Below are 13,140 nucleotides of genomic sequence, written 5' to 3' on the forward strand. Positions count from 1 at the left end.
GCCCGTCAACAACAACCAAGGAGATGTTCGATGCGCTTTTCTACTCCATGCATCTATTCGGGGTTGCTCGGAGCAGCCCTGTTCGCAGGCTCGGCTCTAGCTGACGACAGTAGTGACAAACTGAAGATGAATGAGAATGGCGCGGTAACTAACCAACCTGGCGGTAAGACTTCGGACCGCACGCCGGGCACGGAGACACCTGATCGCGGGGCAGGGGCCGGAACGTCGGGCGCCGCTGGCACTGGCGCTGCCAAGACACCGGAAGGCACCTCCACCCGTACCCCGGACTCCGAAAAGCAGAAATCACAGGATTAAGATGCATCCGGGAGCCGCGACGAGCGGTTCCCCCATCACCCGAGTGGCGAAACTATCGCTCTTTGCGAACGCCTCCTTTGCCACGCTTCGTCAGGTATCCTCCCCTTCTGTTTTTGTTCGCAACTGCGCGCGCTTTCGCACCGCACCCTTTCTTGCGTTGTCGCCGGTAGGTTTGGTGACTGCCATCGTGCGTCTCCTCCGAGACGCCAACGCGCCAATGCTGTTCCCTCGCGATTAGCTATCAAGGGCCTGGAATTTGGCGCAGAAAGCCGCGTAGCGAGCCAATTGCCCGGTGTCGCGTTGACCGGCATTATACAAAGTGAGCAGAGCTTGAATCACCGTGTCGTCGTATCGGTCGAGCCATCCTCGATCGCGCTCTGTCCCCGCTTGCTGGAGGTCGTGACGGGTAAGTTCGTAGGCCTCGGAAAGCAGCTCCCTGCAACACTTATCGAGGTTATACTTAGCGGCGAATGGCGAAACGTCGCCCATCGGATCAGGAACTCAAAGACGCCAGTTATGTGGAACTCCAGGAACGGGTAGAAAAGTTCCAAGTGGTTTCGCCCCGCATGCTGGGCCCGCTATCGAAGCGCAACTCAGATGCACCGATGCAAACCGTACTGGAAAAAGCCCTAAGGAAAAAATAGCGTCGCAGTTTCGCTCGCGGCCGAACTTCCGGGCATCGTAAGCTCCGTCGGAGAGGAAATGCGCGGCCCTTGCATGCTCAAGTGCTGTAAGCATCCGGTTGGCCGTCTTGTGGCCTGCACTCTCTTTACCCAGGTTTCCAGAGGCTCTCGGGCTCATTGGGAGGGCCATCACTCACTCCGCATTTGCGAACGGCGCCAAGCGGCATGACCACACCGAAATATGCGGCCCGGTCGTTTGCCGGTACTTTCGGCCAGTCTGGAAAATGATCGCCTGCCCGAGTAGAGACAATCAGTTGTCCACGCATGGCTTGAAGTCATCCAGACTTGCGAGGCAAGGACGTGAATGCAGTTGACACCCAAGTGATGCGCGTTCTTGGGCAATACGCTCATAGATCTGAAACTGCCGACCGATTCATCATCGGTTTTCTAGGTTTGGGCAGCATCAAGCTGCTGCCAATCGTGGCCTTGGTGTGGGCGCTATGGTTCCGCAAGCATGAAAGAGAACTGAACCGATCCGATATCGCCGCTGGGTTGGTTGGCGTGATAGTAGCATTCGTGATCGGCCGATTTTTGCAGGATACTCTACCCGAGCAACCGCGGCCCCTCTTTTCGGGAGCTCACGATTTCGTTCTTCCGTTTTACGCTGACGACCGTGCGCTGGCAAAATGGAGTTCATTTCCAAGTGATCACGCGGTCGTCAGCTTTGCGCTCGCAACCATTATCTTCTTAATCTCTCGTCCTCTCGGCCTCGTTTGCTACCTCTGGTCATTCTTCGTAGTCTGTCTGCCAAGGGTCTATGGCGGGCTTCACTACGCAAGCGACATCCTGGCGGGAGCTTTGATCGGGATCTCGGCTGTGGTCGTTTCTGTCAAAGCCTTTTCGGAGTGGCCCTGGCTCGTTCAACGATTGCTCGCAATGGAGATGAATTATCCAAGCGCGTTCTACGGCTCCGCGTTCGTTTTCTCGTATCAGATGGTCACCCTCTTCGACGACTTTCGCAAATCCGCTCACGCGGTGGGAACACAGTTCCTTTGGTAAAGGCTGCCGAGGCAAAGCAGACACGGGATCTAAGGCTGCTGTCCGAGCCAGATGACTTCGCGCCGAGTCAGTACAGCGACGCCGGGACAAGCTCTGCGGTTCAAGCTCAAAAACGAAATTGCGCCGCGCCGGTGGGCACGCTCCAAACACTTGCCAAGTTTATCACCACCCCGGGGTGCGGGGTCGGTTATCCGACATTTGAACTTCTACGCACTAAAATGACATCGGAACTTTGGCGGTCGACGATCTGTTGCATCTCTGGCCCTTTTTTTAAGGAGGTCATCGGTGCGTTTCTTCGTGAACCAGACCACATACGAGATGGACGTCGATATTCGCACGTCACTCCTTGATCTTTTGCGCGAACATCTACGCTTGCCGGGAACAAAAAAGGGCTGCGATCAGGGGGCATGTGGCGCCTGCACGGTGCTGATAGATGGGGAGCGAATTAATTCCTGCCTCGCGCTTGCCGTCCAATATCAAGGGCGCTCTATCACGACGATAGAGGGGATCGGCACTTCGACCAATCTCTCTCCTTTGCAAGCTGCCTTCATCGAACACGACGGCTTGCAATGTGGCTATTGCACGCCAGGACAGATTTGCTCGGCCATTGGAATGGCGGCGGAGGCGCGGCGCGGACTTCCGAGCAACGTCTCAAAAGATCTTTGCGCCGACAAGTTGGAGCTGAACGAGGACGAATTGCGCGAAAGAATGAGCGGCAACCTCTGCCGTTGCGGAGCTTACAACGGCATCATCGACGCAATACAGCAAGTGTTATTCCAGAAGGAGACGTGATGCAGCCTTTCGATTATAGGCGCGCAACAAATGTTGCCGAAGCTGTGGCCCTTGCCGCAAATAATTCACAGTATCGCTATCTCGGCGGCGGCACAAATCTCGTCGACCTTATGCGCGAGAATATCGAGAAGCCCCGCTCACTTATCGACGTGACCGACCTCTCGAAAGAGATTGAGGATCGGTCTGATGGCAACATTGTTATCGGCGCCGCGGCAAAAAACACGGCAGTTGCCGAGCATCGTGCGGTCCGTGAACGCTATCCCCTTCTGGCGCGCGCGATCTTGGCCGGCGCCAGTGCACAAATCCGAAATATGGCAACGGTCGGCGGTAATCTACTTCAACGCACGCGCTGCTATTATTTCTACGATGACGCAGCGCGCTGCAACAAGCGCGAGCTGGGGGCCGGCTGCGATGCATTGGAGGGCTTCAACCGCATCCACGCCATTCTCGGCGCCTCGCACAGCTGTGTCGCTACGCATCCATCCGATATGTGTGTCGCGCTGGCGGCACTTGGCGCGCAGGTGCACATCGTGGGGCCTGAGGGATCTAGGGTTCTCCCGTTCGACGAGTTACATCGATTGCCGGGCGAGCGCCCCGATGTTGAAACCGCGCTGAAGCCCGGCGAGTTGATTACCGCTGTCGAATTGCCAGCCGCAGCAGCTTCGGCGAACGCCACTTATAGAAAGGTCCGCGATCGCGCGAGCTACGCGTTTGCCCTGGTTTCGGTAGCGGCGAGCCTCAAGGTTAAAGACGGCAATGTCGCGGACGTCCGGATCGCGCTCGGCGGCGTTGCGCACAAGCCTTGGCGAGCCGCGAAAGCAGAGTCGGCCCTTGTCGGCGGACCCGCTAATGCAGAAGCTTTTCGTGCTGCTGCCGAGCTCGAACTAGCCGATGCCAAACCGCTTCGAGACAACGCCTTCAAAATCGAGTTAGCCAAACGCACGATCAGCGCCGTGCTCCAGGAGCTATCGGCATGAATAAGCTAACCGCTGCCGTTCAGGGTACGATCCAGAAAGTGATGCGGACGGCAATTGACTTGGCGCCGCGAACGTGGCTCCCCGGCGGCAATCCCGATCCCCTTGCTAACAAGCACGGATTAATCGGCAAGCCCGTCAGTCGCATCGATGGTTCACTCAAGGTATCGGGCACTGCGCGCTTTGCCGCCGAAGTAGCCTTTCCGGATCTTCTTCACGCCAGCCTCGTTCACAGCACGATCCCACGCGGTCGTATCGCTACACTCGACACAGGCGAAGCAGAAGCCGCGCCAGGCGTAGCGCTCGTCATGACGTATCGTAATGCGCCATTGATGAAGCCGCCGGCAATGTTTGGCTCGTCTCCGGACGCTGCAGGTCCCACGAACTTGCCGATCATGCAGGATGACGCCATTCGATGGAATGGGCATCCGATCGCCGTCGTTCTCGCCGAGACCAAAGAGCAGGCGGACCACGCGGCTACGCTAGTCCGGGTTACGTACCAGCCGGGAGTCGCAGTTACCCGTTTTGAGGACGCCAAGACTCATGCGCGCGCGCCCGGTTCTATTCTAGGCGAGCCGGCGTTGCTAGAAACCGCCGACGCAGAGGCGGCGTTGCGGTCCTCCGAAATCGCGGTCGACCTCACGTATCGCACTCCGTTTTATAATCACAATGCCATAGAGCTCCATGCGGCCACATGCGTGTGGGCGGATGATCACCTCACGATCCACGACGCCAGCCAGCTGGTTACCTCCACCGCGCGCACAGTCGCGGACGTCTTCGACATACCGCGCGACAAGGTGCGAGTGATCTCTCCGTATGTGGGTGGCGGATTCGGTGGAAAATGCCTTTGGTGGCACCAAATCCTGGCGGCCGCAGCTGCCAAGCTCGCGGGAAGGCCGGTGAGAATCATGCTGTCGCGCGAAAGCGTATATCGCATGGTGGGCGGACGCACGACGACAGAGCAGCGGGTTGCGTTAGGTGCACACGCAGATGGCACATTGTCTGCTGTAATCCACACGGGAATTGCGGCGATGACGACGCACAACAACTGTCCAGAGCAATTCACATTTCCGGCGCGCCACATGTATGCAGCGCCCGCCATCAAGGTTGGTCAGTTGGTGGCGGACATGGACATGATCGCCAATACCTTTATGCGTGCCCCCGGAGAATCGATCGGAACCTTTGCGCTCGAGACGGCGATCGATGAACTCGCAGAAAAAGTGGGCCTTGATCCTATCGAGTTTCGGCGCCGGAACGATCCCGCAAAGGATCCGACATCGGGTCATGAATTTTCCTCGCGCCATCTCATGAAGGCCTACGAGATGGGCGCTGCGCGGTTCGGCTGGGAAAGGCGCCGTGCAGCGCCCGGAAGCCAGCGAGAAGGCGAATGGATGATTGGGCTCGGCTGCGCGAGTGGCACCTATCCATATTATCGTATGCCCGGTGGCTCAGCGCGGCTAACGCTAATGGCAGATGGGCGAGCTATCGTCGCTGCGGCAGCGCACGAGATGGGCATGGGCACCGCGACGGTGCAAACGCAGATCTGTGCGGAAAGGTTGGGAATACCTGCCGAAAAGGTGACGTTCGAATATGGCGATACTCGACTGCCACCGAGCCCGGTCGCGGGGGGATCCTGCCAGACTGCCTCGATTGGGGCGTCCGTCATCGCTGCCCATGAAAAGCTGGTCGCGGAACTGATCAGACTTGCGGGCAACAATTCACCGCTCGCAGGTCTATCGCCGAGCGAAGTCGAAGGACGAGATGGTGGGCTCGTGATGCGCAGCGATCCCTCTCGCCATGAAAGCTATATCTCAATTCTCTCGCGGGCGGCCCGTTCGGAGATCTCTATTGAGGCGAAGGCTCCGCAACCGCTGGAGATGATGCGCTGGTCGATGCATTCGACCTCGGCGATATTCGCGGAAGTGTGGGTCAACTCGATCACCGGGGAGCCTCGCGTCAAGCGCATGCTGGGATCCTTCGATTGCGGCCGCATTCTCAATCCAAAGACGGCGCGCAGCCAGTTTCGCGGCGGCATGATCATGGGGATCGGTCTGGCACTCACCGAGGAGACGATGTTCGACGAGCGCACTGGCCGTATCGTCAACGCGAGCCTCGCTGAATATCACGTGCCTGTGAATCTCGATGTGCCTGCGATCGATGTCGTCTGGACTGACATCCCGGACCCGCATTCCCCGATGGGTGCGCGTGGAATTGGCGAGATCGGTATTACAGGAACAGGCGCCGCCATCGCCAATGCCGTTTACAACGCTACGCGGAGACGGGTTCGGGAACTTCCGATCACCCTCGACAAGTTACTTTGAGTGCCTTGCGAATTTTCCGCCTCAATCACGGGACATGCCGAAAAGAACCCGCGTTAGCGAGACCAATCTCGACATAAAGGAAGAGATCGAGAGCTTACTGCTTCGGCTTATTGCCGCCAGTACTCAAGCTCGAATCCGGTTTGGTGCTATCCGATGCGCCTGGCATTTGCTTTGACGAGGAGCCAGCCGTGCCTGTCGATGCTCCGGTAGACTCCGATGCTTTCTCATTCTTGGCGGCAGGATTACTGCCGGCATCTGTGCTCGTCGATGGCTTGCCGCCTGTCGAATTCGCATTAACATCGGTATCGGCAGCTAGTACTGGAACTGTTGCTGACAATGCAATGACAGCGGCTGCGGCAAAAATTGTCTTCATGGGACGTTCCTCCATTTCTTATGTTACCCGGCGAACGCACTTCGTAGATCGGCTGTTCCCAAATACGCCGTCGGCGGATCGAAATTTAATGGGAGCCGCATGGATCAAACGGCGTTGTCAGCGTGCGCCGGCTCCGGTGCGATGTCTGCACGTCGCGGGATTTAACATTGGTCACTATGCAAGGGCGCAATAATGCGAAATAAGACCGCGTTCGTCACAGGAGGAACGGGCTTCATTGGTCTCAACCTGATCGAGCATCTCGCCCAATCCGGCTGGACGGTAATAGCGCTGCATAGACCGGGCTCCCGGCTGGCGCAGTTACAGCAATACTCCGTTCGTCTCGTGGAAGGGTCGATCGAGGATGCCGACTCGCTTAGGCGTGCGATGCCCGAGGAACTCGACGCCATTTTCCACGTCGCAGGCGACACCAGCATGTGGCCGGGCCATCAGCAGAGACAATGGAGCAGCAACGTCCTTGGCACGCGCAATATGGTTGCGACGGCTTTGGCCAAGCGCGCCAAAAAATTCATCCATACGTCAACGTCGGGAGTGTACGGCCTTCCAAAGGAACCATTCGATGAGACGGCGCCCAAACTCGGCAAAGGGGGCTTTAACTACCAGCACTCCAAGGTCATGGCTGAGGAAGAGGTTTCAGCTGGCGTTGCGCAGGGCTTGGATGCTGTCTTTTTAAATCCCGCAAATGTAATTGGCCGATATGACCGGAACTCCTGGTCACAATTCATACGCCGAGCAGCCAACCGCCAACTTCCTCTCATTCCACCTGGGAGCCACTGCTATTGTGATGTGGGCGCGGTCGTACGGGCGCACGTCACAGCGGTGGAAAAGGGGCTGACGGGGCACAACTATATTCTGGGCGGGGATCAAGCATCCTACGCCGAAATTGTAAGGATGGTGGGTAAATTGCTCGGCCAACCGACCAACACCAGAGTCGGCCCGCCGTTAGGAATGCGTTTGACCGGTCAGATGCTGGATCGACTTTCGTCGATTACCCGCAACGAGCCGATGATCACGCAGGAATCGGCGGCATACTTAAGTGCGAACATCCGCTGTCTAAGCGACAAGGCCATTCGCGAACTCGACTACCGGCCTGCGCCGATCGAATTGATGCTGAAGGAATGCATCGATTGGATGGTAGCGGAGAAGCTCATAGAACGAGCCCCCGCGTCGCGTTAGGATTGGCCGGTGTCCTCCAGCAGGGCTGGGGAAATCGGCGCGCGGGAAATAGGCAGCCGTCCGAACATCCGCTCCATGATCCGGTCGTACAGACTCGGCGGTAGAAGCTGGCTGAGGCGAACGCCAAGTCCGAGTGACCACGGGAAGAATAGATATGGGCTCCGTCGTTCGATGGCTCTGGCGATCTCGGCGGCGGCAACCACAGCCGTGGATGCTTTCCCGTTCGACATATCCGCTCCCATCGAAACATTGATTTCGTCGAGTAACGGGGTCTGCACGTAACCCGGGAAGACGGTCGTGACAAAGATTCCTCTGGGGCGGAGCTCACGACGAAGACTCTCCAAGTAAGCCGCTACGGCGGCCTTGCTGGCGGAATAGCCCGGTTCAAAAGGGATGCCCCGCATGCCAGCCAAGCTTGATACGCCGACGATATGCCCGCGCTTGCGCTCCAGCATCGAAGGCAGCACCGCCTCAATCATGTAAACCGCGCCCAGGAAATTCGTCCGCACGATATCCTCGAGTTCGAGGACCTTCAGATTATCGACAGTCGAAGCTCTGCAAATGCCGGCACACGGGATCACAATATCAACGGGCCCAAGTGTGCTGCAGATCTCGCCAACGGCCGCAAGCACTTGTTCGCGTTGCCCGACATCGACGGCAGCCGCGGCGCAGAACGCTCCGTCTCCGGACAGTTCTTTTGTGAGAATGTTGAGCTTGCTTTGGTCGCGATCGAGGAGTCCGATTTTGGCTCCGCGCCGAGCAAACAATCGGCATAATTCCTGACCGATGCCGCTTGCGGCCCCCGTGATAGCAACGACTTCGGATTGCAATTGATACCGCTTTCTCTCAGGCGACCGGCCGGTATGCTCTAGCCCTGTCAGGTCTCTCTTTTTAGGACAACGGATACGAAGACGAGCCTGTTCCCGTAATTCTACCAGAGCTACCAATCGCGCCCTGGATGGCCCGACGCGGTTCGCTATGCCTATGGTTGTCCGCCGCCACCAGCCGAGCCATAAATTTGGCCTGTGGCATAGCTCGCGTCTTCCGCGGCGAGTTGGACATATATCGAAGCAAGTTCTGCTGGCTGACCCGGACGTCCCAACGGAGTCATTCCGCCGAATTTCGTCAGCTTCTCTTGTGTTGCGCCCCCCGACACCTGAAGAGGTGTCCAGATAGGCCCGGGCGCTACGCCGTTGACGCGTATCCCCTTCGAAGCGAGCTGTTTAGCGAGCGACTTCACGTAGTTCATCGTCGCGGCCTTGGTCTGGGCATAATCGTAAAGATCGGGAGAGGGGTCGTAGGCCTGCTCAGATGCGGTTGCGATTATTGTCGATCCTGGCCGAAGGTGGGGTAGAGCAGCCTTGATAATCCAAAACGGCGCGTAGATGTTGGTCTTCATCGTTGCGTCGAAGTCTTCGGTTGAGACATCGAGAATTGACTTTCTGGTTTGCTGCCGTGCCGCGTTGCTCACGACGATATCAAGACCGCCGAGACCCTTGACAGCATCCGCGACTAGTTCGCGGCAGAAAGCTTCGTCTCGTAGATCGCCTGGAAGCCCGAGTGCGATCCGTTTCTCAGCCTTCAATAAGGCGAGAACGTCCTGCGCGTCTGGTTCTTCAGCGGGGAGATAATTGATTGCGACGTCCGCGCCTTCGCGGGCAAAAGCGATTGCCGCGGCTCGGCCCATGCCCGAGTCCCCGCCCGTTATTAGTGCCTTCCGGCCCGCCAGCCGGCCGGATCCTCGATAGGTGCCCTCGCCGTGATCGGGCTTTGGCCTCATATCCCGTGCGAGGCCCGGCCAGGGTTGCGATTGAGATGCGAACGGAGGCTTTGGATATTTCGAAGTCGGATCTTGCATGGGCTCTTTCGTGTCCGCGACGAATGGTTCTACCGATGCGGCAAATGCAAAAGGCACTGCGACAAGACTGCTGCCGTACTCCAGCATTTCACGCCGCGATTGGTTCACCGGTGTCTCCTGTTTGAGTGCAACGAGAGCGGTACCAATATGTTCCCGGCTGCTGCCCGAGTTCGATCATAGGTGTCGGGTAGCCTCTAATGAAGACTGGCTCTTCGGCGCCTAGGCAGTTTTATAACGGCCTTCCCAACAGTGGTCGGACCTGCAGTTCCTAGTCCTAAACTGATCCATCGCTGGTTGCTAAATCGATGCCCGGCACTAGGAACTATCGACCGGGGATGCCGCGTTGTCGTCATGAATGCCTTTGCGGTTTCGGCGGTTGGACGCGGGAACTGTGATTTGTTTGTTCGCACCGTTTCAGAGAGCTGGCCGCATCAACACAACGATGCTCGCTAGCCTGCGTTAGGCGCTCTCAGATGAAGGCAATTTTCCTCGATGTTGATGGTGTCTTAAATTGCGATACCACGCCGAATCCGCGCTCGCTTCCCTACATCGTCGATAGGAAACTCTTGGCGCGCTTTCGTAGGCTGGTGAAGGACAGCAACGCGAGGGTGGTACTCACATCTTCCTGGCGGATAGATCCCATAGGACTGTATGCGGCGCGCTATTGGCGCATACCATTTCATGACAGGTGTCCCGATCTGCCCGGTTCGCCGCGCCGCGACGAGATTTTATTGTGGCTCAGAAAGCATCCGAACGTAGGCCGGTTTGCCGTCATCGACGACGAAGACGACGAACTAGATAAGCTTCCGCTATTCCAGCCATCCGCCAAAACCGGGATTACCCCAGAGATCTGCAAGGCTACCCTTTCTTACCTCAATGGCGATACGGACAATGACATGCGCGCTAGCCTCGCTGCACGTCTTGCAGAGAACGTCACCGCCCTTTTCCATCGGAACAAGGATTGAAAATCGCAGTGCTAAACTGTTTCCTTCGGTCTCATGCGATGCTGGCAAGTTCCGCTTCTTCCCATCCGCTCGCGCAATTTAGGTTTACGCATAGGGGCGCCCGGCCCACGGCCGCCCGCCAGCGCGCGGTCGCGATCTTGAGCCAATCTTGCGTTGCCTCACAGGCTTCACTGGTCCGCTAGTATCCCGATCCCGCACCGTCTGGCGCTCGAGCTCTGCGTCGAGTGCGGCGCCTGCCAGGATGACAATCATTGAAATCCAGATCCAGACCATGAACCCGACTATCGCGCCCAGTGATCCGTATGTCCGGTTGAAGCTACCAAAATTGGCCGCATACCAAGAAAGCGAAATCGAAGCGATGATCCATAAAATTGCGGCCAAGGCGCTTCCCCAGGTCACCCATCTCCATTTCGCGTTTCTACGGCTGGGGCCGAAGCGATAAAGAATCGCCAACGCTCCGGTGATCAAAATCAGTATCAGCGGCCAGCGACCCATTTGGACAGGTACTGCGACCTCGCTCGGGAGCCCAATGGTGTGCACGATGACCGGCAGCGCAATGACAGCAGCGATCGCGACGGCCAGAAGGATGATGCAGCCAGCCGTGAAAGCAAGCGATACAAGATTGAGCTTGACGAAGCTGCGCTCCTCCTTTTCGCCGTAGACCTGATTGAGCGCATCAAACAGTGCCTTAACGCCCGAATTGGCACTCCATAACGCGACCGCCACGCCTGCGATCAGCGCGAAGCTTAAGGTGCCATTGCTCTGGGACGTCACACGTTTGAGTTCCTCGGCAAGCACGTCCAACGCGCCGCTGGGGAGTAATCCCTGCAAAGCTTCGATCTGTTGCCCGATTTGGCCGGGGTCAGAGAAGAGACCGTAAACTGCGATGAGTGCGGCCATCGCGGGAAAGAATGAGAGAAGGACATAATAGGTCGAACCTGCTGCCAGCGCGAACACACGATCTTCTGAGATCGCGCCATAGGTACGGAGCGCAATTTCCTTCCAGTTTTTTGTCGGCATTTCGGAAGGCGTCGTCTCGTTTCGGCCTCTGTCAAAAGCATCGGCGCTCGCTGGCTTGCGATTTTGTGCGCTTCGCTGCTTTTCCTGCCCAGCTATTGACCGGAATAAAAGAAATGCGGCCAAGCCCGCGGCCAAAAGATAAAGGCCGCGCTCGTCAAATGGAGAAGAAGCAGAGTTCTTGTTGACGGACATCGCAGTTGGATCTGCATAAGAGGATGTTCGGAGAGATTACGTAACGTTTGCGGAGGTTCCTGCGAATTATGGGTGTGATGCCAAGCACCGCCGTCAAGCCGCGATCTCCGATGGACGCGCTAACCCTAGCAGTCCGCGAACATGTGCTTCGATTTCGGTGATATTGGCACCAAGTTTATCCTCTGCCATGAAAATGGCTATTGCGATTGCAGCTCGCTTTTCGTGCTTAGGGTCGAGGTTGCACTCAATGCGCTCCATTTCGTCACGGAGCCGAATGTACAGCTCAACAAGCACACTGCCGGGTAGGCCAAATTCTTCCATTCGAGTCCTTGAGCAATCCCCAGGTGAACGCTCGGCTTCGCAATTTCGTTGCATGTTCCGGACGTATGCGGATCGTAGGTTCCATCCTCAAATTTTCGCGAGCCTTATACAAAGCGCTTCGAACGTGATGTGCTAAATCCGGGAGCCGAACGTTTCCTTAAGCAAGCTAGTCTAGGCGGCATTGTCGGGGTTTTTTGTCCGGTCGCCAGCGGATCAATTTCGTTCCGTGACGAAAACGTCCCCCCGTCACGTGATCGTAGCTTACCTCGGCAACAAGCGTGGGTCGCACCGGCGTCCAGGCGAGGGAGCGTTCGGTTGACCAGCGGCTGGGCCCACCCGGCGTACTGCCGGTGAAACTTGCGGCTGTCTTTAGCTTTTCGAGCTTGGGCACGAGGGCGCTGCGTTGGGCGGCGGAAAACGAAGACGTGTAACCGACATGATGCAGCCGTCCTTCGCGATCATACAGTCCGAGGAGCAGCGATCCGATTTCAGTTCGATTATCGCGGTAACGAAAGCCGCCGACGACGCAATCGGCCGTTCTCTGACGCTTGATTTTGAGCATCTCCCGCTCGCCGAACCGGTAATCGAGATCAAGCCGCTTGGCGACGACCCCGTCGGTTTCGGAAAGTCGTCCGGTTAGCCAGCGTTTGGCCAGCGCGGCATTCGTCGTTGATTCCGTCAGCGATAGATGCGGGATAGCGCGGCCGATGAGAAGCTTTTCGAGCGCGGCTCGTCGATCAGCGAATGGTTTCGAAGCGTATTCATCATTTCCAACCCGCAGCAAATCGAAGGCGATGAGCCGCGCAGGCGTTTCATTCGAAAGCCGCTTTACACGTGAAGCCGCCGGATGAAGCCGCATTTGGAGCGCCTCGAATGACAGCGCGCCATCGATCGTGATGACCAGTTCGCCGTCGACGATGAACCGTGAAGGCGTTATCAGCGCTTGAAGTCCGCTGACCACTTCGGGGAAAAAGCGGGCGAGCGACTTTCCCGACTTTCCCGTAAGCGTGATCGCATTTCCGTCTTTGCAGACCAGACACCGGAAGCCATCCCATTTCGGCTCGTAGTGCCAGGGAGCGCCTTCCGGCAGCGAAGCGGCGTCCCGGGCTTCCATAAGCCCCCTTGTGATGACG

At 57.5% G+C, this 13,140-nt stretch carries 13 protein-coding genes; 6 read left to right on the top strand and 7 right to left on the bottom strand.

Translation table 11 applies throughout. From position 1 onward, the window contains the following. Nucleotides 1-549: 549 nt before the first annotated feature. Entirely contained in the window at nucleotides 550-804 is a 255-nt protein-coding gene (locus AC1DK3_RS09485) for a hypothetical protein (protein ID WP_477191968.1), read from the bottom strand. A 494-nt stretch (nucleotides 805-1,298) separates the two neighbouring features. Here AC1DK3_RS09485 and AC1DK3_RS09490 point away from each other — a divergent pair, with 494 nt between their 5' ends. The 4 genes from AC1DK3_RS09490 to AC1DK3_RS09505 all read left to right on the top strand — a co-directional run bounded on the left by AC1DK3_RS09490 (nucleotide 1,299) and on the right by AC1DK3_RS09505 (nucleotide 6,084). Then, nucleotides 1,299-1,997 (top strand): phosphatase PAP2 family protein, encoded by a 699-nt coding sequence (locus AC1DK3_RS09490; RefSeq protein WP_477191969.1) that lies wholly within the window; start codon nucleotides 1,299-1,301, stop codon nucleotides 1,995-1,997. A 285-nt stretch (nucleotides 1,998-2,282) separates the two neighbouring features. Next, a complete protein-coding gene (locus tag AC1DK3_RS09495) occupies nucleotides 2,283-2,789 on the top strand; it encodes a 2Fe-2S iron-sulfur cluster-binding protein (RefSeq protein ID WP_477191970.1) in 507 nt (168 codons plus the stop codon). Further along, nucleotides 2,789-3,766: an FAD binding domain-containing protein gene (locus AC1DK3_RS09500; RefSeq protein WP_477191971.1), complete on the top strand. Its 978-nt coding sequence runs from the start codon at nucleotides 2,789-2,791 to the stop codon at nucleotides 3,764-3,766. Before AC1DK3_RS09495 ends, AC1DK3_RS09500 begins: the two co-directional genes overlap by 1 nt. Nucleotides 3,767-3,807: 41 nt before the next feature. After that, on the top strand, nucleotides 3,808-6,084 hold the full coding sequence (locus tag AC1DK3_RS09505; RefSeq protein ID WP_477192897.1) for a xanthine dehydrogenase family protein molybdopterin-binding subunit: 2,277 nt from the start codon (nucleotides 3,808-3,810) through the stop codon (nucleotides 6,082-6,084). Between the two features lie 94 nt (nucleotides 6,085-6,178). Here AC1DK3_RS09505 and AC1DK3_RS09510 read toward each other — a convergent pair whose 3' ends face one another. After that, the gene (locus AC1DK3_RS09510) at nucleotides 6,179-6,457 is read right to left on the bottom strand and encodes a hypothetical protein (protein ID WP_477191972.1); all 279 of its coding nucleotides are present in this window, start codon (nucleotides 6,455-6,457) and stop codon (nucleotides 6,179-6,181) included. Between the two features lie 192 nt (nucleotides 6,458-6,649). Here AC1DK3_RS09510 and AC1DK3_RS09515 point away from each other — a divergent pair, with 192 nt between their 5' ends. Next, nucleotides 6,650-7,651 carry an NAD-dependent epimerase/dehydratase family protein gene (locus AC1DK3_RS09515; protein ID WP_477191973.1) on the top strand — a complete coding sequence of 334 codons (1,002 nt, stop codon included), beginning with the start codon at nucleotides 6,650-6,652 and terminating at the stop codon, nucleotides 7,649-7,651. Here the strand turns inward: AC1DK3_RS09515 and AC1DK3_RS09520 are convergent. After that, a complete protein-coding gene (locus AC1DK3_RS09520) occupies nucleotides 7,648-8,598 on the bottom strand; it encodes an SDR family NAD(P)-dependent oxidoreductase (RefSeq protein WP_477191974.1) in 951 nt (316 codons plus the stop codon). The genes AC1DK3_RS09515 and AC1DK3_RS09520 overlap by 4 nt on opposite strands. Before the next feature lie 35 nt (nucleotides 8,599-8,633). Then, on the bottom strand, nucleotides 8,634-9,509 hold the full coding sequence (locus AC1DK3_RS09525) for an SDR family oxidoreductase (protein ID WP_477192898.1): 876 nt from the start codon (nucleotides 9,507-9,509) through the stop codon (nucleotides 8,634-8,636). A 473-nt stretch (nucleotides 9,510-9,982) separates the two neighbouring features. Here AC1DK3_RS09525 and AC1DK3_RS09530 point away from each other — a divergent pair, with 473 nt between their 5' ends. Further along, nucleotides 9,983-10,474, top strand: a complete 492-nt coding sequence (locus AC1DK3_RS09530) for an HAD domain-containing protein (RefSeq protein WP_477191975.1) — start codon at nucleotides 9,983-9,985, stop codon at nucleotides 10,472-10,474. Nucleotides 10,475-10,558: 84 nt separating this feature from the next. Here the strand turns inward: AC1DK3_RS09530 and AC1DK3_RS09535 are convergent, their stop codons facing one another. The 3 genes from AC1DK3_RS09535 to AC1DK3_RS09545 form a co-directional block, all read right to left on the bottom strand. Then, nucleotides 10,559-11,494 (bottom strand): YihY/virulence factor BrkB family protein, encoded by a 936-nt coding sequence (locus AC1DK3_RS09535; RefSeq protein ID WP_477191976.1) that lies wholly within the window; start codon nucleotides 11,492-11,494, stop codon nucleotides 10,559-10,561. Nucleotides 11,495-11,779: 285 nt separating this feature from the next. Continuing rightward, the gene (locus AC1DK3_RS09540; protein ID WP_477191977.1) at nucleotides 11,780-12,007 is read right to left on the bottom strand and encodes a hypothetical protein; all 228 of its coding nucleotides are present in this window, start codon (nucleotides 12,005-12,007) and stop codon (nucleotides 11,780-11,782) included. Nucleotides 12,008-12,173: 166 nt separating this feature from the next. After that, nucleotides 12,174-13,121: an ATP-dependent DNA ligase gene (locus tag AC1DK3_RS09545; protein ID WP_477191978.1), complete on the bottom strand. Its 948-nt coding sequence runs from the start codon at nucleotides 13,119-13,121 to the stop codon at nucleotides 12,174-12,176. Nucleotides 13,122-13,140 lie beyond the last annotated feature (19 nt).

Source organism: Hyphomicrobium sp. 01T421 (assembly GCF_056398805.1).

Excerpts from the sequence above, each read along its gene's own strand:
- AC1DK3_RS09485 (WP_477191968.1), bottom strand. The coding sequence starts at position 804 with ATGGGCGACGTTTCGCCATTCGCCGCTAAGTATAACCTCGATAAGTGT.
- AC1DK3_RS09500 (WP_477191971.1), top strand. The coding sequence starts at position 2,789 with ATGCAGCCTTTCGATTATAGGCGCGCAACAAATGTTGCCGAAGCTGTG.
- AC1DK3_RS09505 (WP_477192897.1), top strand. The coding sequence starts at position 3,808 with ATGCGGACGGCAATTGACTTGGCGCCGCGAACGTGGCTCCCCGGCGGC.
- AC1DK3_RS09510 (WP_477191972.1), bottom strand. The coding sequence starts at position 6,457 with ATGAAGACAATTTTTGCCGCAGCCGCTGTCATTGCATTGTCAGCAACA.
- AC1DK3_RS09515 (WP_477191973.1), top strand. The coding sequence starts at position 6,650 with ATGCGAAATAAGACCGCGTTCGTCACAGGAGGAACGGGCTTCATTGGT.
- AC1DK3_RS09525 (WP_477192898.1), bottom strand. The coding sequence starts at position 9,509 with ATGCAAGATCCGACTTCGAAATATCCAAAGCCTCCGTTCGCATCTCAA.
- AC1DK3_RS09530 (WP_477191975.1), top strand. The coding sequence starts at position 9,983 with ATGAAGGCAATTTTCCTCGATGTTGATGGTGTCTTAAATTGCGATACC.
- AC1DK3_RS09535 (WP_477191976.1), bottom strand. The coding sequence starts at position 11,494 with ATGCCGACAAAAAACTGGAAGGAAATTGCGCTCCGTACCTATGGCGCG.
- AC1DK3_RS09540 (WP_477191977.1), bottom strand. The coding sequence starts at position 12,007 with ATGGAAGAATTTGGCCTACCCGGCAGTGTGCTTGTTGAGCTGTACATT.
- AC1DK3_RS09545 (WP_477191978.1), bottom strand. The coding sequence starts at position 13,121 with ATGGAAGCCCGGGACGCCGCTTCGCTGCCGGAAGGCGCTCCCTGGCAC.